Source organism: Bordetella tumbae (genome assembly GCF_965139195.1).
GTDB classification, from domain to species: domain Bacteria; phylum Pseudomonadota; class Gammaproteobacteria; order Burkholderiales; family Burkholderiaceae_B; genus Bordetella_A; species Bordetella_A tumbae.
This window is the reverse complement of the sequence record NZ_CBCSJH010000043.1, coordinates 26,228-44,731: the sequence shown is the minus strand read 5'-3', so window position 1 is coordinate 44,731 and position 18,504 is coordinate 26,228. Positions and strand designations below refer to the sequence as shown.

Below are 18,504 nucleotides of genomic sequence, written 5' to 3'. Positions count from 1 at the left end.
GGGCAAACTCGCTCCGCTGCGCTCCACTCAGACATGCCCAGCCGACTGCCCCCCGCCTGACAAGGCAGGTTCGGCGGGCTCTACGGGCCAGCAGCGCCTATACGCGACGAACACCGGCGCCTAAAGAACTCAGTACGATGAATTGATCCGAACTCAGTGCGATGAGTCGATCCCATGGGCAACGGTAAAAATCTCAACTCACCCGCACTGACAACACCACCACCTATCAATCGTGCTTAATAGAAATCGTCTTCAGCACCGTAAACCCATACAGCGCCTCAAAGCCCTTCTCACGCCCATGCCCGCTGGCCTTGACACCACCGAACGGCAGTTCGATGCCGCCCCCCGCTCCGTAGTTGTTGATAAAGACCTGCCCACTGCGCACCTTGCGCGCGATCCGCAGTTGGCGCGCACCATCGCGAGTCCAGATGCTGGCGGCCAGGCCATATTCCGTGGCGTTGGCAATACGCACTGCATCGGCCTCGTCATCGAACGGCATGGCCGCCAACACCGGACCGAAGACTTCCTCTTGTGCCAGACGATGATCGACCGGCACATCGCGCAGCAGCGTCGGAGCCTGGTAGTAGCCTTCAGCGGGCGCACCATCGGCGACTTTGCCCTGTGCGGCGGTAGCGATGCCGTCTTGCGCGGCAGCTTTGAGAAAGCCCTGTACGCGTTCCTGCTGCGTTTTACGGATCAACGGACCGCAATCCAAGTCCATCGTGGCGGGACCCGTACGCAGCGCCGAAAACGCCTGAGACAAGCGTTCGAGCACACGGTCGTAGGCACTGCGTTCGATCAGCAGACGACTGCCTGCCGAACACGTTTGTCCCGAGTTCTGTACGATGGCATTCACAGCCACGGGAATCAATGCATCGATATCCGCATCGCCGAACACGATCTGCGGTGACTTGCCACCCAGCTCCAGCGTCACCGGAACGTGGCGTTCGGCAGCGACCTGGGTGACCAGCACGCCGATGCGAGGCGAGCCCGTGAACGAGATGTGGTCAATGCCGGGGTGACGCGTCAACGCATCGCCTGCCTCATGACCGTAGCCCGTGACGATATTGATTGCACCCGGCGGGAACCCCACGTCCGCTGCTAGCTCGGCCAAGCGCAGCAGCGACAGGCAAGCGTCTTCGGCGGGCTTGACGACGCAGGCATTGCCCGCTGCCAGCGCACCGCCTACACTGCGGCCGAAAATCTGCAGCGGGTAGTTCCACGGGACCACGTGGCCAGTCACGCCATGCGGCTCGCGCAGCGTCAGGACCGTGTAGCCGTTTTGATAGGGCAAGGTTTCACCGTGCAGCTTGTCCGCCGCGCCACCGTAGTATTCGAAATAGCGCGCCACGGCCGTGACGTCGGCGCGGGCTTGTTTGGTGGGCTTGCCGCAATCGCGCGATTCGATCTCGGTCAGTTCGTCGATGTGATCGAGGATTTTCAGCGACAGTTTCAACATCAGCCGGCCGCGTTCGGCCGCGGTGAGTTTGCCCCAGGCGCCTTCGTCGTAGGCCTTGCGCGCCGCGCGCACGGCGACGTCGATGTCGGCCGCATTACCGCGTGGGATGGCCTCGTATTCCTGCCCCGTAGAGGGATCGATGACGGGAATGGTTTCGCCCGAGAGACCGGGTACGGAACGGTTATCAATGAAATGCTGCTTCATGCCTGAGAACCTCTAGTGTGTCGTTGCAGAAAATGCCGGCGGGGTGGGCGCCGGGCAGCTAAAACAAGATGGAAAAACCCCCGTCCACCGCCAGCACCTGGCCGTTGATGTACGAGGCTGCAGGCGATGCCAGGAATACGGCAGCGCCGGCGATTTCTTCGGGTTGGCCCCAGCGTCCGGTCGGGTTGCGGGCACAGATGCGTTCGTTGATCGCAGGGTCCGCCACCATGGCGGCATTGGTTTCGGTGGCGAACGTTCCGGGCGCGATGGCGTTGCTGGTGATGCCCATCGGGCCGAACTCGACGGCCAGCGCGCGCATCATGCCGGTCAGGCCTTGCTTGGCCGCAGGGTAGACGGCGTCCCCGGGGCGTGCCAATTCGCCCACCACGGATGTGATGGTGATGAGACGGCCTGAACCTTGGCGCACCATGCGTTCGGCGGCGAGTTTGGCCAGCACCATGCCAGCGACCAGATCGGTGTCGATCAGGGTACGAATTTCCGCTGCGGTAATGGCTTGCAGTGTCTTGCGGTTACGGGCCCCGACGTTGTTGACCAGGATGTCCAGGCGGCCATGTTCACGGTCGATGCGGTCGAATGCGCGGGCGACGGCGTCGTCGTCAGATACATCAAATGGGAGAGCCGATGCGGCCAGGCCTTGTCCGCGCAGCGTATGCGCCGCGGCCTCGGTGGCGTCGGCGCTGCGGCCATTGATGAGGACATGCGCACCGCTACCGGCCATGGCGCGTGCCATGCACAGGCCCAGGCCACGCGCGGATCCCGTGATCAGGGCGACGTGGCCGGCCAGGGAAAAGCGCTGTAGATAAGCTTGCGAGGCAGTCGGGGTATTCATGGCTGGATATCAATCAATCGCGGAACTCGGGCGCCCAATGCAACAGTCTGCGCTCAATCCACGTTACAGCATAGACTAACGCAATACCGACGAGGGAAAGCAAGGTGACTGCGGCAAACATGTCGGTCGCGTTCAGCGTGGCCAAGGCGGTGACCATCAGATAGCCCATGCCGGTGGTGGATCCAACGAATTCGGCCAGTACGACGCCGATGAGTGCGAAGCTGATGGCGTTGGGCAGCGCGGCAAAGGTCCAGGCGGCGGCCGTGGGGACACGTACGCGCCACAGGATCTGGCGCGGCGAGCCGCCCAGCGTGCGGCAGAAATCGACGAGTTCGCGTTCGACGCTGCGTCCCCCTTTGTAGGTGTTGAAGAACACCAGAAAGAACACCACGAACCACGACGTCACGACTTTGGATGCCAGGCCCAATCCGAAAAACATGGTGATCAGGGGAACAAAGGCAATGCGCGGCATGGAATTGAATGCCACGATAAAGGGGTTGAAAACATCCGCCAGCATGCGGCTGCGGCTGAGCACCATGCCTACGAGGAATCCGCTGCCCACGCCGACGACTAGGCCTACCAGGGTGGCTTGCAGGGTCAGCCACAAGTGCGGCCAGACGGAACGAGGGCCGGGTTGCACCCATTCCCACAGCCGCACGGCGATGCGCGAGGGTTGGCTGATGAAAAATGGGTCAAAGATGGTGTTCTGCGCGAACCAGGGGATACGGGTCAGGATTTCCCAACCCCCGATGATGATGGCCAGGATCAGGATTTGCCACGCAGTGATGCGCAGCCGGCGTTGTACCTGAGCCCGCCGGTCTTCGCGCAGTTGGTCTTGCAGGGTGGAAACGTCGGAAGCAGTCATGGATATCAGAGCGGTCAGGCAGCCGTACGGAATTGCTCGCCCAGCACGCTCCAGAGGCTTTGCACGTGGGAGACGAACTGCGGGGTTTCACGCAGCACAAAAACATCGCGCGGATGCGGAATCTGAATGCGTTCATCGAGCAGGACACGGCTCGGCGGCCCCGACAGCACGATGACGCGATCCGAGAGCGTGATGGCTTCGTCGAGATCGTGGGTGACCATGACGACGGTTTGGCCGAGCTTGCGCCAGATCTCGATGAGCTCGCGATGCAAATGCGTTTTGGTGTGCGTATCCAAGGCGCCGAAGGGCTCGTCGAGCAACAGGATACGAGGCTCGACGGCCAGGCTCATCAAGAGCGCGACGCGACGGCGCATGCCGCCGGACAATTGATGAGGATAGGCTTGCGCGAAAGCACTGAGGTGGCCCAGTTCGAGCAGCTCGGCGACGCGGCGGTCGATTTGTGCGGCGGGCATGCCCAGGAATTTCAAGCCTAGCGCGACATTTTTACGCACGTTGTACCAGGGCAGCAGCGTGTCTTTTTGAAAGATATAGCCCAGGGCGGGCGGTACCTGCCCATTGACGGGTGCGCCCGCCACCCGGATGCTGCCGGTGGTGGGGGCGAGGAAGCCCGCCATCATGTTGAGCAAGGTGCTTTTGCCGCAACCAGACGGCCCGACGATAGAGACGAATTCGCCTTCGGCAATGGATAGCGATACGTTGCCCACCGCATGTACGGTGCCGCCGCGCGCCTGGTAGGCTTTACCGACCTCGTTGAGTTCGATCATCGGCGATTCAAGACGCCTTGCGGGCCTGTTGGACGAATGACATGTCGACGCAGGTCGCGTAGGGGACTTTTTTCATTTCCTCGTTCGAGAACTGGCGTCCGTCGCCCATGATGGCCGCCATCCGGTTGTAGGCGTCTTCGGTGATGAGGTTGTCTTTCAGAAAGACGGTTTCCTTGTAGATGCCCAGCGTTTTTTCGATGGCGGGACGGGGAAAGGCGGCCAGGTAGTCGTCATAGATCGCGTCTGTGACGGCCTGAGCGCTGTTGGCGGTGATGAAGTCCTGCGCCTTGACCAGCGCCGTCACAAAGGCTTGTACGACTTCGGGGCGCTTTTGAATGGTGTCCTGCAGGGTCAGGGCGGCGATGCCCGGGACATCGCCTCCCATGAAGGCATTCCATGAGGCTTCGGTGGTGGCGTCGAAAATCGGTACGCCCCACCCTTCGGCCTGCGCCTGTTCCATCATGGACATGGTCGCCATGCTGGCCGATATCGAGCCGGTTTTCAGGGCGCCCAGCATCGTGGCCAGGTCCCCCAGCGGACGGATGTCGACCTGGTCGGCGATGCCTGCCTGTTGCATCAGATAAACGGCCATGAGCCAGGTGCTGGATTGCGGCTGCGTCGCGCCCACGCGTTTGCCTGCCAGGTCTTTCAGGGTCTTGATTTTGCCGCTGTCGAAATCCTCGCGCCGTACGATGACATTGGCGTAGGTGAGTTTGCGGTCAAAGCCAAAGACCAGGCTGGCGGGCTTGCCGGCCAGCGTCAAGGCCGGGGCGGCGGTCGCAGCCGTGGCGCCAAAGAGGATCTGTCCTGCCGCCAGCATCTGCATGGTGCGGGGACCGCTTTGCGAGTTCAGGTATTCGACCTCCAGGCCGCCTTCGCCAAAATAGCCTTTCTTGAAGGCGACGTAAGCGGCGGCGAAGAAAGGATCAATGCTGCCCAGGCCAAACGCGGCCTCGCCGAGTGCGGTCCGGCCCAACGCCGGCGCGCCGAGCAGACTCGTTCCCGCAAGCGCGGCGGAGCAGGCAAGAAAATGGCGGCGGGTGTAAGAACCCGATTTCAAGGGAGAGCGCTGCATTGTCGTCCTGAAATGTTGTAGTGACACGGCTGTTTGAGGACAACGATACTGCAAATGCGCAAAGACCGTGGTGGACCACGGTCTTTGCGGGACGGGAAACGCGTTATCGGGTGTGGATAACTTGTTTCCCGCGGAATTGACCTGCGGAGAGTGCGCGAGCGCGCCCTTAGCCGGTCGTCTTGCTTGCGGCTTTTTTGGCTGCCGTTTTCTTGGCCGCGGCCTTTTTGGGGGCGGCTTTTTTCGCTGCGGTCTTCGTTGCGGTTTTGGTCGCCGTCTTGCCGGCAGTTTTACCCGCCGCCTTGGCCGGCGCGCGGCCGGGTTTGGCGGCGCGGGGCTCGAACTCAAAGCCGGTTTTGCCATCGGGTTGGCGCACCAGGAACGCCTTGAACTTGCGGTTCGTGCGGCTGGAGACAAATCCCTCGAGCAAATCAGTGCGGCCGTCGGTCAGCAGCTTGTGCATTTGATCCCGTGAGATCTCTTGCTGCAAGATGATTTTGCCCGAACGGAAATCGCAAGTCTTGTCGGGACCGACCGATTTCTCGCACACATAGCTCAGGCCATGTTCGAACACGCGCGAGTTGCATTTGGGGCAGTTGCCCACCGGCGTATGGCCCGAAAAGTCGACGGCCTCGTTGTCTTCTTCGTCCTTTTGGCCGAAGTCGAATTCGAGTTTGTATTCGTCGCTGATACGCAGGATGGCGGCAAAAGGCCGGCCCATTTTGCTGATGAAGCCTTGCAAGGGGCCGATCTCGCGTTTGGCGAGCAGCTCTTCGACTTCGGGCAGCTCAAAGGTGCGGCCGCCAGGATGCTTGCCGATAGAGAACTCACACTGGGTGCAAGCGTAACGGCGGTAGTTTTCCTTGACGACGCCGCCGCATTTCGGGCACGGGGTTTTCAGGGTGGCATAGTCGCCAGGCACCGTATCGCGCTCGTATTCTTTGGCACGCTTGACGATGACCTGGGTCATCTGCGCGATCTCGCGCATAAAGGCCTCGCGGCCCAATCCGCCCTGCTCGATCTGCTTGAGCTTGTGTTCCCATTCGCCGGTGAGTTCGGGCGAGGTCAATTCCGTGACGTCCAGTCCGGACAGCAGCGTCATCAATTGGCGGGCTTTGGCGGTGGGCACCAGGTCGCGGCCCTCGCGGCGCAGGTAACTCTCGCTCAACAGGCCTTCGATGATGCCTGCCCGGGTGGCCGGCGTGCCCAGGCCGCGCTCGGACATGGCCTCGCGCAGCTCTTCGTCGTCCACCAGTTTGCCGGCGCCTTCCATGGCGGACAGCAGTGTGGCTTCGTTGTAGCGGGCCGGCGGTTTGGTCGATAGACCGATTGCCTCGACGTCTTCGGTACGGACGGTTTCGTTGTCGGCAACGGGAACCAGGTTGGCGTCTTCGCCCTGGGCTTCTTTGCCATAAACGGCCAGCCAGCCCGGCGCGACCAGGACTTTGCCCTCGGTCTTGAAGCGATGGCCCTGGACTTCGGTGATACGGGTGGTGACGCGGTACTCGGCCGCGGGGAAAAACACGGCCAGGAAACGTTTGAGCACCAGGTCGTACAGCTTGCCTTCGGCCTCGCTGAGATCATGCGGGATCTGCAGCGTGGGGATGATGGCAAAGTGATCCGACACCTTTTTATTGTCGAAAATTCGGCGGTTGGGCTTGATCCAGTTTTGCGTGACCACGGTGCCGGCGTGGCGCGACAGCTGTCCCACCGCGTTGGAACCGCCCTTGGCCAGAGCTTGCATGGTGTCGCGTACGGTGCCTAGGTAGTCTTCGGGCAGATAGCGCGAATCGGTACGCGGGTAGGTCAAGGCTTTGTGGCGTTCGTACAGCGTCTGCGCCAGCGCCAGGGTGGTTTTGGCCGAGAAGCCGAAACGGCCGTTGGCCTCACGCTGCAACGACGTCAGGTCGTACAGGGCCGGCGACATCTGGGTCGAGGGTTTGGATTCCTCGGTGACGGTGCCTGGCTGCTCGCGGCAAGCCGCTACGACGCTCTGGGCGGCGGCCTGTGACCAGAGGCGCGATTCGCGTTTTTCGGGGTCGCGTTCGTCTTTCTTGAAGTCCGGATCGATCCAGCGGCCCTGATAGAGCCCCGCAGCGGCGACAAAGGTGGCGTGGACTTCCCAGTAGTCGCGCGGCACGAAGCTGCGGATGCGTTCCTCGCGCTCGGCGACGATGGCCAGCGTGGGGGTCTGCACACGGCCCACGGGGGTTTTGAAGAAGCCGCCGTCCTTGCTGTTGAAGGCCGTCATGGCGCGGGTGCCATTGATGCCCACCAGCCAGTCGGCCTCGGCGCGCGAGCGCGCGGCGGCCTCCAGCGGCTTGAGCTGGGTGTCGTCGCGCAGGTTCGAAAAGGCCTCGCGAATGGCGGCCTGGGTCATAGACTGCAGCCAGAGCCGTTTAATGGGCTTTTTGACCCCGGCGTACTGGATGATGTAGCGAAAGATCAGTTCGCCCTCACGCCCGGCGTCACAGGCGTTGATGAGGCTGTCCACGTCCTTTCGCTTGGCCAGCTTGACCAGTAGTTTGAGGCGTTCGGCCGATTTCTTGTCGGCAGGGCCGAGTTCGAATTCAGGCGGAATGACGGGCAGGTGCGTGAAGCTCCATTTTCCCTTGACGGGATCATTGGGCGCGACCAAGCCCAGCAAATGTCCGATACTGGAGGCCAGTACGTAACGTTCGCTTTCAAAATAATCACCCTCGCGCGCGAAGCCTCCGAGGGCGCGGGAAATATCAAGGGCGACCGAGGGTTTCTCGGCAATAATCAGCGTTTTGCTCATGGGTATCCATTGGCGGTAGACCCGCCGGTGTAGCGCGGATAATACGAGGGGAGATTCGCCGCATGCAAGTCAAGCCGGAAATTAAGGTGGGATCGGAATTGCACGCTTGGCGTCAATTTTTGTCTCGCGGCACCCTGTGGCTGGGCATTTGGCTGCTCGGGAGTGCGGTAATTTGCGGGGTGGCGGCCAATTGGGAGGCGCTCTCGAAAACCCAGCGTTTTGCGGGGGCGCAGGTCTTGTTGGCCGTCTGCGTGGTGGCGGCCGCCTGGCTGGGGTGGCGGCTGCGTGCGGCTGACGGCGCCCGCCGATATGGGCCCGATGCCCTGCTGGCGCTCGCGGGGTTGCTGCTGGGTGCGCTTTTGGCCTTGCTGGGGCAGACATATCAGACGGGGGCCGATACCTGGGAGCTTTTCGCCTGGTGGGGAGTATTGCTGCTGCCCTGGGCGCTGGTGGCCATGAGTCAGGCGGTTTGGCTGCTGTGGCTGGTGGTCGTCAATGTTGCCATGGTGCTCTACGTGCAAGAGGGCAGTATGTTTCTGTGGATCCTGGTGCCTGCCCAGCAGATGTTGGCCGTGGCGGTCGTGAATCTGCTGTTCCTGGCCGGCTGGGAGGCCGCCAGCTGGCGCTGGCGCGCCAGTACGGTACTGGGACCCAGGGTGCTCGTAGCATGGGCTGTCGGCCTGCTCGGGATCGCGATGTTTTTTGATTACGCTCCTCTGTACGGACTCGGGTCCAGTGCGGGGTTGCTCTGGATCCTGACAACGCTGGGACTCGGCTACTACTATCAACATGTGCGCCGCGACCTGGTTATTTTGGCTCTGCTGGCAGCGGGCGTTATCGGGATGTCGCTACGGGTCGTCGGCGAGTTGCTGGTGGAGATCGCCAATGACTCCTGGGCTGCATTGCCCCTGGCAGCCTTGCTGATAGGCGAGGCCGTGATTGCGGCCGGCTGGTTGCGCCGTCTGGCGGCACGGCCGGCACCAGTGTGGCCGCCGGCGAGAGCCGCGGTTAACGATGCTGCGTCACCGGGTCAGGCGGCGACAGCGGCAAGTCATCTGCAAAAAAGCGAATCGGCGGAGGACGCCGCGCAGAGGGCCGGGACACCAGGGGCTGACGACGCCGGTCATGATGCCGGTGCGGCAGCGAGTGATGCTCGCGCGGCAAGTATCAAGGTCGAGCGAGACGTCGGCATTCAGCATCAGGCGAATCCTCCCTGGTATGTGCAAGGGTTGTTGGCCTTGAGCGCATGGCTGGCGACGCTGTTGCTGCTCTTGTTTTTGCTGGCGTCTGAGCTGATTGTCTCGGGAACGGGGGCGAAGATTACCGGGGTGGTGTTGTGCGCGCTGGCTGTGGGCGGATTGCGTGTTCCGGCGGGACTGTTCTGGCGGCAGTGTCTGACGGCGTTGGGATTTGCGGGCCAGTTGTTGGTGCTGTTCGGCCTGCTCTATCCCGATTCGTCTTCCTATTTTGAGTCCGGCACGTGGTTCTATGTTCTTGTGCTGGGGGCCGTGGTGTATGCCTTGGGCGCCGAGACGCTGTTGCGTTTCTTGAGCGCGGGCATGATGGCCACCGCGCTGGCGGGATTGATCGTGCAGTATCTCGTGCCCGGGTTTTTGCAGTCTGACCGGATGTGGGATTGGCTGGACTACGAGGCCATCGGCGCGACGAGGGTGTGGCTGCCTGTGGCAGTGGCCGGTGCCTGGACGGCGGCGATTGCGTTTTACCTGAGTTACGCCCCCGCGTTGGGGCTGTTTCGCGTGCAGCCGGGCACGATGCCGGGATCGCTTGGTAGCACGGTCGAAGCTTCCGTTCATGACGCCGTGCCCGACAGGGATATCGTGTCTTTCGAGGCACCGGTGCACGCCAGGTTCGAGGCCTTGAAGCCGTTGGCTTGGGCTTTCGCATTGGCAGTGCAGACCATGGTGTGGCTGGCGGGCGGCGTGTCATTGATGCGATTGCCCGCCTTGTGGCGCGCAGACGCGTTTGTGGCGCTGATCATGGTTCTGGGCGTACTGCTGCCGGTGGCGTGCGCGTGGGCGGTGCTGTGGCCGCGCCGTCGTGCGTTGACCTCGGGTGTGGTGTGGGGTGTGCCGCTGGGGCTGTTGGCGTTGGCGTTATTTTGGCTGCCCAGCCCTGGTGTGGCGTTCGCATTGGCCTGGATGTTGCTGGGTTTCGGGTTGCGTGAACCGCGCTTGACGATGGTGGGCGGCCTCAGCTTGCTGGTGTATCTGTTGGTGTACTACTACCAATTGGAAATTCCGCTGCTGGATAAGGCATTCTGGCTGGGCGGCGCCGCATTACTGTTGTTTGTCCTGCGTGCGTTGGTGTATCTGGTGCCTCGCTGGATGAAGACGATTGAATTGCCTGCGGCGACGCGGCCTGCTCCTGTGACATCGGCGTTGCGCTGGCGTACGGCGGTGGTGTTGGGTGGGCTGATCCTGGTGCTGGCCGTGGTCAACCACACGATTTGGCAACGAGAGAACTTGCTCACTCAGGGGCGAGTGGTCGTTCTTCAGTTGGCGCCGGTCGATCCGCGTTCGTTGATGCAGGGCGACTACATGGCGTTGAATTTTGCGGTGGGTGATCAGCTGAGGCCCAGTTTCGATTCCGAGGAGGCCGCCCAGCAGCCCACCGATGGTTATGTGGTGTTAGTGCCGGATGGCGATGGCGTGGCGCGATGGGTACGGACGCAAGCCGATGCACAACCTGTGACGGGCGACGAAATTGCATTGCGCTATCGCATCCGCGATCGCGACGTGCGGATTGTCACGAACGCGTATTTCTTTCCGGAAGGCCAGGCCGATCGCTATGCGCGGGCGCGTTACGGCGAAATACGGGTGGGAGACGACGGGACAGGGTTGTTGGTGCGTATGCTGGGCGAAGATCGTCAGCCGTTGTAGGGAAAGCGCTGGGCCCATTGCGGGATCGCTTGGGCGAGGAGCATTTCCGGTGTGCTTGCGGCGATGGGGGCGAAGCCCAGCGCCTGCCAAGCCTGCGTCAGCATCGCCAAAGGCTGTGCCGTATCCAGCGGCGCGGCGCCATTCTGTTTGGACAATTTCAGGCCGCTGTCGGGATCGGTGATCAACGGCACATGCATGACGCGCGGGGGTTCGGCGCCCAACAGCCGAGCCAGGATGCGTTGGCGGGCGGTGGAACTGAGCAGGTCCGCGCCGCGCACGATATCGGTGACGCCTTGCTCTGCATCGTCCACCACGACGGCCAGTTGATACGCCCACAGGCCATCCGCACGGCGCAGGACGAAATCGCCCACTGCCTGTGCGACATTCTGCTGCTGAGGGCCCAGCCAGCGGTCGACAAAGGTCTCGATGCCTTCGGGGACACGTAACCGCCAGGCACGCGCCTGACGGCCTGGTGGCAGGCCATGACGGCAGGTTCCGGGATAGGGGCGTTCGCCGTCTAGTGCCGGCAAGGTTCCGCGCAATGCGGAGTCCGCAATTTCCCGGCGCGTGCAGCCGCAACCATAGACCAGTCCTCGCGCTGTCAGCGCGTCAAAGGCCTGTTGATAAGTGCTGTTGCGCTGAGATTGCCACAGGATATCCCCATCCCAATGCAGGCCCATGGCGCGCAGTTGGCTCATGATGGTCTGTGCGGCGCCGGGGACGGTGCGAGGCGTGTCGACGTCTTCGATACGCAGCAGCCAGCGCCCGGCCTGGGCGCGTGCGTCCAGCCAGCTGGCCAAGGCGGCGACTAGCGAGCCCAGGTGCAGGGGCCCGCTGGGGCTGGGGGCAAAGCGGCCGACGTAGTGCACGGCTCAGTGGAGCCGGCGTGCACCGTCGTCGTCGAGCAGCTCTTCCAGGACAAGGTTGTCGATGTCGGCTTCCTGGCTCCAGAGCACCATCAGGGCGATGATTTTGATCTTGGCCAGAGGTACCGGGGTTTCGGGGGCCGCCAATGCACGGTCGATGACGATTTCTCGCAAGGGGGCGGGCAGAACGCCGGCCGATTCGAGAAAGGCGATGAAGCCGATGGACTCGGACCCCAGTTGCCGGTATTCGGAATCAGCGTAGATGCGCGTGCCGGTGCTGGGCACCTGGGCCAGATCAACGCAGCGTTCGGTGGTTTCGGCCAGACCGTATAGCCAACCCAGGGCGTCGTCTATGTCGTCGTGCTCGAAGCCGGCCGCGGCAAGGCGTTTGGCCAGGATGTCAGCCGCGGGACAGGCTTGCGGCGTGTAGTAGTTTTCGAACAAATAAACGAGGATATCGAACATATGGCGCAAAGTAGTGCCTGTTTGCCCAGTCGGCCCGCATATCGGCAAACCAGCAAACGTGAATTTAAATGTACGCTGAATTGTCATTGGGGGCAACTTGGGGGGCTGCTGGCCATGGTGGGTGCGCGGAGGCGTTTCTTTATTGCCACGGTATGTCGCCAAGGCGGGGATTGGGTATTGCTCCCGGTGGAGTTCTTTAGGCGCCGGGGTCCGTTGTGTAAAGGCCGCACCGGCCCTATCACGCGGGCTCGGCCCCATGACCAGGGGGCCTCGGTCCCTGCGGGACTTCCCCGCGCTCAACGGGCCGGTGCGGCCTTTACACAACGGACCCCGGCTCGCAACGGTTGCTTGCCATGGTTGATTGGGCCAGGGGTGACTGTTCGTGCCGGGATCTTGCGTTGCGATTGATGAGAGTGGCGAGGGATGGTGGCCGAGGTTACGTGGCGGGGAGTGCCTTATCTGTTTTTTCGGCCTTCAACTGCGCCAGTTGGCGAATGAATACCGGGATGCAGACGGCCAAACCGACGAGGCCACTGGTGAAGCCCGGAATAATGGTCAGCAGTGCACCGATGGTGCATAGCCAACGTTCCCACGATTTCATGCTGACCAGCATGTAGCGCGAAAAGGCAGCGGACAGCAATACCAGGCCGATCATGCAGCCGATCAGCGTTTCCAGGAAGGCAAACCACGTGAAGCCTTGCACCGAGATCAGCAGCGACGGGGAAAAGACGAATACAAAGGGCACGATCAGTTTGGTAATGCCCAGCCTGAAGGCGGTGACGCTTGTTCGCAACGGATCACTGCCCGCCATGCCCGCCGCGGCATAGGCGGCGAGCGCGACGGGCGGAGTGATGTCTGCCAGGATGCCGAAATAGAACACGAAGAAGTGCGCGGCAATCGGTTGGACACCCAGTTGCACCAGGATGGGCGCGGCGATGGCAACCATGATGAGGTAGTTGGCGGTGGTGGGTACACCGCAGCCCATCAGCACGCACACAATGCCGGTCATGACGAGGGCGGCCATCAAGGTCAGGGTTTGTGCCGACGCCAGGAATTCCGGAATGACGGTATGCAGCCCGCCCGAGATGAACTGGGCTGCCGAGATCACGATGTACGACACCTTGAAGCCCACGCCCGTCAGGGTGACGACGCCGATGACCAGGCCTACTGTGCCGGCGGCCGCACCGACGGCCAACGCGTATTTGGCGCCGGTTTCGAAGGAGTCGTACAGGTCCCGCCATTTCAGGCGTTGGAGCGGGTTGAGCAGGCCTACCAGGATGCAGCCTGTGATGCCGGCGAACGCGGCCAGATAAGGGGTGCGGCCGCTGGCCAGTACCGAGATCAGGGCGATGAGTGGCAGCAGGGTTGGCCACCGGCGTTTGAACGAGTCGCGCAGATTGGGCATTTCGTCTTCGCGCAGGCCGCGCAGCCCCTCGCGCTTGGCCTCGAAGTGCACCTGCATGAACATGCCGAAGAAATACAAAAAGGCCGGGCAGATACCGGCCATGATGATCTGTTGATAAGGGATGTCCAGGAATTCGATCATCAGGAAAGCCGCGGCCCCCATGATGGGCGGCGTGATCTGGCCGCCGGTGCTGGATGCGGCTTCGACGCCTGCGGCGAAGTGGCGCGGGTAGCCGATACGGATCATGGCCGGGATGGTTAGCGATCCCACCGTGACGGCATTGGCGACAGACGAGCCCGACAGCATGCCGAACATGGCCGAGCCAAAGACGGAAACTTTGGCTGGGCCTCCGGCATAACGGCCGGCGATGGTCGAGGCGACATCCAGGAATAATTGTCCCAGGCCGATACGGCTGGCCAGCACACCGAACAGCACAAAGTGAAAAACGTAGGTGGCGACCACGCCTACGGCGACGCCATAAATGCCCTGGCTGGTCAGGTACATGTGGTTGACGATCTGCGGCCAGGTATTGCCGGCGTGCTTGAGCAGGCCGGGAAACCAGGGCCCGAATGCGGCGTAGGCGAGAAAGACCAGTGCAATGATGGGCAGGGGCCAACCCATGGCGCGGCGCGTGCCTTCCAGCAGGCCGATGATCAAGACCGAACCCATGAATACGTCCATGGGCAGTGGATTGCCGACGCGGAACGCCAGGTCCTCGAAGATGTACGGGATATACAGCACACTGAAGGCCAGCACGATGGCGATGATCCAGTCGTACAACGGCACGCCGCCCGGCGATAGCAGCGTCGAACGGGGCTCGCGCTGATAATGCGATTTGCTGAAACCGAACACCAGGAAAATCAGGCTCAGTACAAAGGCCAGGTGCACGCCTCGGTGCGTGGCCTCGCGCAGCAGGCCAAAGCCCGCCGTGTAATAGTGAAATATCGATAGCGATACGAGCAGGACCGACACGATCGCGGTGGCGGTTTTGGCCAGTGGCCGGAAGCGGATTTCGGAGTCGAATTTTTCCGCGAGTTGCTGGGTTTTATCGTGATCGATTTCCATCGCCAGGCCTATCAAAAGAAACGCAGCGCGCCGGGGTGCGTCCCGGCGCGCTGAGGGGGGTACTGCAAGCGATACGGCTTACTTCAGCAGGCCGGCTTCTTTGTAGAACTTCTCGGCGCCCGGATGGAACGGGATGCCGGCGCCTTTGACGGCGTTTTCCTTGGTGATCAGCTTGCCTTTGGCGTGACCGTTGTCGAGCACTTTACGGGTTTCCGCGCTGTAGAGAGCTTTGGTGATGTCGTAGATGGTCTCGTCGGACAGTTTGGCGGACGTCACCATTTGCGCATTGACGGAGATGGTCTTGATCTCGCCCACACCCTGGTACATGCCGGCGGCGATGGTGTCGGGCGTGAAGAACTCTTGTTCGCTGCGCAGTTTGTCGATCTCGGGGCCGACCAGAGGGACGAGTTCGATGCCTGCGCCGCTGGAAGCCAGTTCGGCAATCGCACCGGCGGGGGCGCCGCCCACAAAGAAGAACGCGTCCAGGCCGCCGTCGCGGATCTTGTCGCCGGCTTGGTTCGGTTTCAGGTACTCGGCTTTGATGTCCTTGTCGGTCATCCCGTAGGCGCCGAGAATCAGGCGAACGTCTACCAGGGTGCCGGAGCCGGGCTCGTCCATCGAGACACGCTTGCCGCGCAGATCGGCGACGGACTTGATGCCCGAACCCTTGTGTGCGACCAGGTGGATGCTTTCGGGATAGAGGGTAGCGATCAAGCGTAGATTTTCAGCCTTGGGTTTGCCGTCGAACGTGCCTGTGCCGGTGTAGGCCCAGTAGGCGACGTCAGATTGCGTGAAGCCGGCTTCGAGCGAGCCGCCCAGGATGCCGTTGATGTTGGCAACCGAACCGTTCGAGGCAACCGCCGTCGCGATGAGCTTGCCGGGTTGCGAAATCGCGTTGGCGATCATGCCGCCTACAGGATAGTAGGTTCCCGCGGTGCCGCCGGTACCGATGCGGAAAAATTGCTGTGCGTGCACAGTCCCGACACTGCCGGCGACGGCCAGCGCGAGGGTCAGGGTCTTGATCCAGTTTTTCAACGACATGAAGCTTCTCCAGGTGCGGGTGTTTTCGATCCCCACGCGATTTTGTCACGGGGGTGATTCCAGGAGGCATAGGGTTTGCCTGGGGGATACACTATGTGCTTCTCGAGTACGCCAGATTCGATGGCGTGCATGTTCGTTCGAAAAGGAAACGCGCATCCATGGCCGCCATCCCTGCCGCCCCGATTTTGACGTTGCCGCCTGCCGCAGTGCCAGGCGATTTGCTCGCGCATGTCGACACTCCCAGCCTGGTGCTGGATCTGGATGCGTTCGAATCGAATCTGCGTGCGATGCAGGCCTGGGCGGATCGTCATGGCGTGAACCTGCGGCCGCACGGCAAGGCCCACAAATGCCCGGAAGTCGCGCGGCGTCAGATCGCATTGGGTGCGCGCGGGATCTGCTGCCAAAAGGTCAGCGAAGCGCTGCCGTTTGTCGAGGCAGGGATTGACGACATCCACATCAGTAACGAGGTCGTGGGTCCGGCCAAGCTGGCCCTGTTGGCGCAATTGGCCCGCGTGGCGCGTGTCAGCGTATGCGTCGATGATGCAGGGAATCTGGCCGATATCTCGGCCGCCATGGTGCAGGCCCAGGTACAGGTCGAAGTGCTGGTCGAGGTCGATGTGGGCCAGGGGCGCTGCGGCGTGTCGGATGCCGCCTTGGTGCTGGCCCTGGCACAACAGGCTCAAACCCTGCCTGGCGTGAGTTTTGGCGGTCTGCAGGCCTATCACGGCTCGGTGCAGCACGTGCGCGGCCATGGCGAGCGCGCCGCCGTGGCGGCTCGGGCCGCACAGGCTGCCGCAGACTATGCCAAGCATCTGCGCGCAGCCGGCATCGCCTGTGATCGCATTACGGGTGCAGGGACCGGCAGCGCCGAGTTTGATGCCGCATCGGGCGTCTACACCGAGTTGCAAGCCGGTTCGTACGCGTTCATGGACGGCGACTATGGTGCGAACGATTGGTCCGATGCGTTGGCTTTTCGCAACAGTTTGTTTTTGCTGACCACGGTGATGAGTGCGCCCGCCGCCGACCGTGTGATCGTGGATGCGGGCCTGAAATCGACGACCGTGGAGTGTGGTTTGCCCCGGATCGCGGAATCGGTTGGGTTGCAATACACGGCCGCCAATGATGAGCACGGCGTGTTAAAGACGTCTCAGGCCGTCTCGACCCCGGAGCGTCCTGACGCCAAATCAGCCTCGGGTGAGGCGTATTCCCAGGGCGCAGACGTGCGTCTGGGCGATAAGCTGCGTTTGATCCCGTCTCATGTGGACCCGACATTCAATCTGCATGACCAGCTCGTGACCTACCGCAACGGCGTGGTCGAGGGCGTGTGGGAAATCGCTGCCCGAGGGTTGAGCCGATAACTTACAGGCGGGAGGCACCGGCCCGTCTGTGTCGATTGCCGGGCGCGTACTGCGCCAGCGGCAACAATACGGTGCTAAATTCTTTAGTTCTTCCTTTTTCTTTAGTTTTCCCATTCCGTAGGAACCGCCATGGAATTCAGCCAGTTCAACGTCAACGCCCTCATGGAGATCACCTCCCGCCCGGACCTCGTGTTCGTGCGCGGTCAGGGCTCGTGGCTGGAGGACCATACCGGGAAGCGATATCTGGACTTTATTCAGGGCTGGGCCGTCAATACGCTGGGCCACTGCGATCCGGCAATGAAAAAAGCGCTGCTGGAGCAATCCGACAAGCTGATGAACCCCTCGCCGGCGTTCTACAACCAGCCGTCCATTGATCTGGCGCTGCGCCTGACCGGCGCATCGTGTTTCGATCGCGTGTTCTTTGCCAACAGCGGCGCAGAGGCCAACGAAGGCGCCATCAAACTGGCGCGCAAGTGGGGCCGCGTGAATCGCAATGGCGCGTACAAGATCATTACGATGAACCATGGGTTCCATGGCCGTACGCTGGCGACGATGTCGGCTTCGGGCAAGCCCGGTTGGGACACGATGTTTGCGCCGCAGGTCGAGGGTTTCCCCAAGGCCGAACTCAACGATCTGGACTCAGTACGTGCGCTGATCGATGACAAGACCGTGGCCATCATGCTCGAGCCGGTACAAGGCGAGGCAGGTGTCAACCCGGCGACGCGCGAATTCATGCAAGGCCTGCGCAAGCTGGCCGACGAGCACAAGCTGCTGTTGATCGTCGACGAAGTCCAAACCGGCATGGGCCGTACGGGCTCGATGTTTGCGTATCAGCAATTCGACGTGGTGCCGGACATCATGACGCTGGCCAAAGGCATTGGCGGCGGCGTGCCGTTGGCCGCATTGCTGGCGCGCCAAGACGTTTGCGTGTTCTCGCACGGCGACCAAGGCGGTACTTACAACGGCAATCCTCTGATGGCTGCCGTGGGTGTCGCGGTGTTCGATACCTTGGTATCGCCGGGCTTCATGGAGTCGGTACAGGCGCGTGCCAAGCAGTTGTCCGAAGGCCTGTTGGCGTTGTCGGCCAAATGGGGCATGGGCGGCGAGCGTGGCATGGGTCTGCTGCGCGCCTTGGTGCTGGATCGCGATGATGGGCCTGCGATTGTCGAAGCCGCTCGCGTCCTGGAGCCGCAAGGCATGTTGTTGAACGCACCGCGCGCTAATTTGCTGCGCTTCATGCCGGCGTTGAACGTCAGCGAGCAGGACGTCGCGCAAATGCTGACTCTGCTGGATCAGGTGATTGCGTCCGTACGCAAGAACTGATCAGAGCTATCGCTATGATGCAAAAGGGGCGCGGTTGCGCCCCTTTTGCATTGATGCTCATGAATCG

Annotated in this window: 13 protein-coding genes; 3 read left to right on the top strand and 10 right to left on the bottom strand. The window is 62.0% G+C overall.

Features of this window, described 5'->3' with window-relative positions:
* Positions 1-226: 226 nt before the first annotated feature.
* The 6 genes from ACNA0J_RS26265 to ACNA0J_RS26240 form a co-directional block, all read right to left on the bottom strand.
* Entirely contained in the window at positions 227-1,663 is a 1,437-nt protein-coding gene (locus ACNA0J_RS26265; RefSeq protein ID WP_415821840.1) for an aldehyde dehydrogenase family protein, read from the bottom strand.
* 58 nt (positions 1,664-1,721) lie between these two features.
* Positions 1,722-2,513 (bottom strand): SDR family oxidoreductase, encoded by a 792-nt coding sequence (locus ACNA0J_RS26260; RefSeq protein ID WP_415821839.1) that lies wholly within the window; start codon positions 2,511-2,513, stop codon positions 1,722-1,724.
* A 13-nt stretch (positions 2,514-2,526) separates the two neighbouring features.
* A complete protein-coding gene (locus ACNA0J_RS26255; RefSeq protein WP_415821838.1) occupies positions 2,527-3,378 on the bottom strand; it encodes an ABC transporter permease in 852 nt (283 codons plus the stop codon).
* 14 nt (positions 3,379-3,392) lie between these two features.
* Positions 3,393-4,163 (bottom strand): ABC transporter ATP-binding protein, encoded by a 771-nt coding sequence (locus tag ACNA0J_RS26250; protein ID WP_415821837.1) that lies wholly within the window; start codon positions 4,161-4,163, stop codon positions 3,393-3,395.
* A 7-nt stretch (positions 4,164-4,170) separates the two neighbouring features.
* The gene (locus ACNA0J_RS26245; protein WP_415821836.1) at positions 4,171-5,238 is read right to left on the bottom strand and encodes an ABC transporter substrate-binding protein; all 1,068 of its coding nucleotides are present in this window, start codon (positions 5,236-5,238) and stop codon (positions 4,171-4,173) included.
* Positions 5,239-5,404: 166 nt separating this feature from the next.
* Positions 5,405-8,014, bottom strand: a complete 2,610-nt coding sequence (locus ACNA0J_RS26240; RefSeq protein ID WP_415821835.1) for a DNA topoisomerase III — start codon at positions 8,012-8,014, stop codon at positions 5,405-5,407.
* A 62-nt stretch (positions 8,015-8,076) separates the two neighbouring features.
* Between ACNA0J_RS26240 and ACNA0J_RS26235 the strand changes: the two genes are divergently transcribed.
* Complete coding sequence (locus ACNA0J_RS26235) at positions 8,077-10,914, top strand: GDYXXLXY domain-containing protein (protein ID WP_415821834.1); 2,838 nt, start codon at positions 8,077-8,079, stop codon at positions 10,912-10,914.
* Here ACNA0J_RS26235 and gluQRS read toward each other — a convergent pair.
* From gluQRS to ACNA0J_RS26215, 4 genes are all read right to left on the bottom strand, one after another.
* Positions 10,902-11,783 (bottom strand): tRNA glutamyl-Q(34) synthetase GluQRS, encoded by an 882-nt coding sequence (gene gluQRS, locus ACNA0J_RS26230; protein WP_415821833.1) that lies wholly within the window; start codon positions 11,781-11,783, stop codon positions 10,902-10,904. The two genes, ACNA0J_RS26235 and gluQRS, sit on opposite strands and share 13 nt — an antisense overlap.
* 3 nt (positions 11,784-11,786) lie before the next feature.
* The gene (locus tag ACNA0J_RS26225; RefSeq protein WP_094824010.1) at positions 11,787-12,245 is read right to left on the bottom strand and encodes a Smg family protein; all 459 of its coding nucleotides are present in this window, start codon (positions 12,243-12,245) and stop codon (positions 11,787-11,789) included.
* A gap of 436 nt (positions 12,246-12,681) precedes the next feature.
* Positions 12,682-14,715, bottom strand: coding sequence for a TRAP transporter permease (locus ACNA0J_RS26220; protein WP_415821832.1), 2,034 nt, complete (start codon positions 14,713-14,715; stop codon positions 12,682-12,684).
* Positions 14,716-14,793: 78 nt separating this feature from the next.
* Positions 14,794-15,756: a TAXI family TRAP transporter solute-binding subunit gene (locus tag ACNA0J_RS26215; RefSeq protein ID WP_415821831.1), complete on the bottom strand. Its 963-nt coding sequence runs from the start codon at positions 15,754-15,756 to the stop codon at positions 14,794-14,796.
* 158 nt (positions 15,757-15,914) lie between these two features.
* On the opposite strand from ACNA0J_RS26215, the gene ACNA0J_RS26210 reads away from it, so the two are divergent.
* Positions 15,915-17,114, top strand: a complete 1,200-nt coding sequence (locus ACNA0J_RS26210; protein WP_415821830.1) for a DSD1 family PLP-dependent enzyme — start codon at positions 15,915-15,917, stop codon at positions 17,112-17,114.
* 129 nt (positions 17,115-17,243) lie between these two features.
* On the top strand, positions 17,244-18,437 hold the full coding sequence (locus tag ACNA0J_RS26205) for an acetylornithine transaminase (RefSeq protein WP_415821829.1): 1,194 nt from the start codon (positions 17,244-17,246) through the stop codon (positions 18,435-18,437).
* The last annotated feature ends 67 nt before the right edge of the window (positions 18,438-18,504 follow it).

Excerpts from the sequence above, each read along its gene's own strand:
- ACNA0J_RS26265 (WP_415821840.1), bottom strand. The coding sequence starts at position 1,663 with ATGAAGCAGCATTTCATTGATAACCGTTCCGTACCCGGTCTCTCGGGC.
- ACNA0J_RS26260 (WP_415821839.1), bottom strand. The coding sequence starts at position 2,513 with ATGAATACCCCGACTGCCTCGCAAGCTTATCTACAGCGCTTTTCCCTG.
- ACNA0J_RS26255 (WP_415821838.1), bottom strand. The coding sequence starts at position 3,378 with ATGACTGCTTCCGACGTTTCCACCCTGCAAGACCAACTGCGCGAAGAC.
- ACNA0J_RS26250 (WP_415821837.1), bottom strand. The coding sequence starts at position 4,163 with ATGATCGAACTCAACGAGGTCGGTAAAGCCTACCAGGCGCGCGGCGGC.
- ACNA0J_RS26245 (WP_415821836.1), bottom strand. The coding sequence starts at position 5,238 with ATGCAGCGCTCTCCCTTGAAATCGGGTTCTTACACCCGCCGCCATTTT.
- ACNA0J_RS26240 (WP_415821835.1), bottom strand. The coding sequence starts at position 8,014 with ATGAGCAAAACGCTGATTATTGCCGAGAAACCCTCGGTCGCCCTTGAT.
- ACNA0J_RS26235 (WP_415821834.1), top strand. The coding sequence starts at position 8,077 with ATGCAAGTCAAGCCGGAAATTAAGGTGGGATCGGAATTGCACGCTTGG.
- ACNA0J_RS26225 (WP_094824010.1), bottom strand. The coding sequence starts at position 12,245 with ATGTTCGATATCCTCGTTTATTTGTTCGAAAACTACTACACGCCGCAA.
- ACNA0J_RS26220 (WP_415821832.1), bottom strand. The coding sequence starts at position 14,715 with ATGGAAATCGATCACGATAAAACCCAGCAACTCGCGGAAAAATTCGAC.
- ACNA0J_RS26215 (WP_415821831.1), bottom strand. The coding sequence starts at position 15,756 with ATGTCGTTGAAAAACTGGATCAAGACCCTGACCCTCGCGCTGGCCGTC.
- ACNA0J_RS26210 (WP_415821830.1), top strand. The coding sequence starts at position 15,915 with ATGGCCGCCATCCCTGCCGCCCCGATTTTGACGTTGCCGCCTGCCGCA.
- ACNA0J_RS26205 (WP_415821829.1), top strand. The coding sequence starts at position 17,244 with ATGGAATTCAGCCAGTTCAACGTCAACGCCCTCATGGAGATCACCTCC.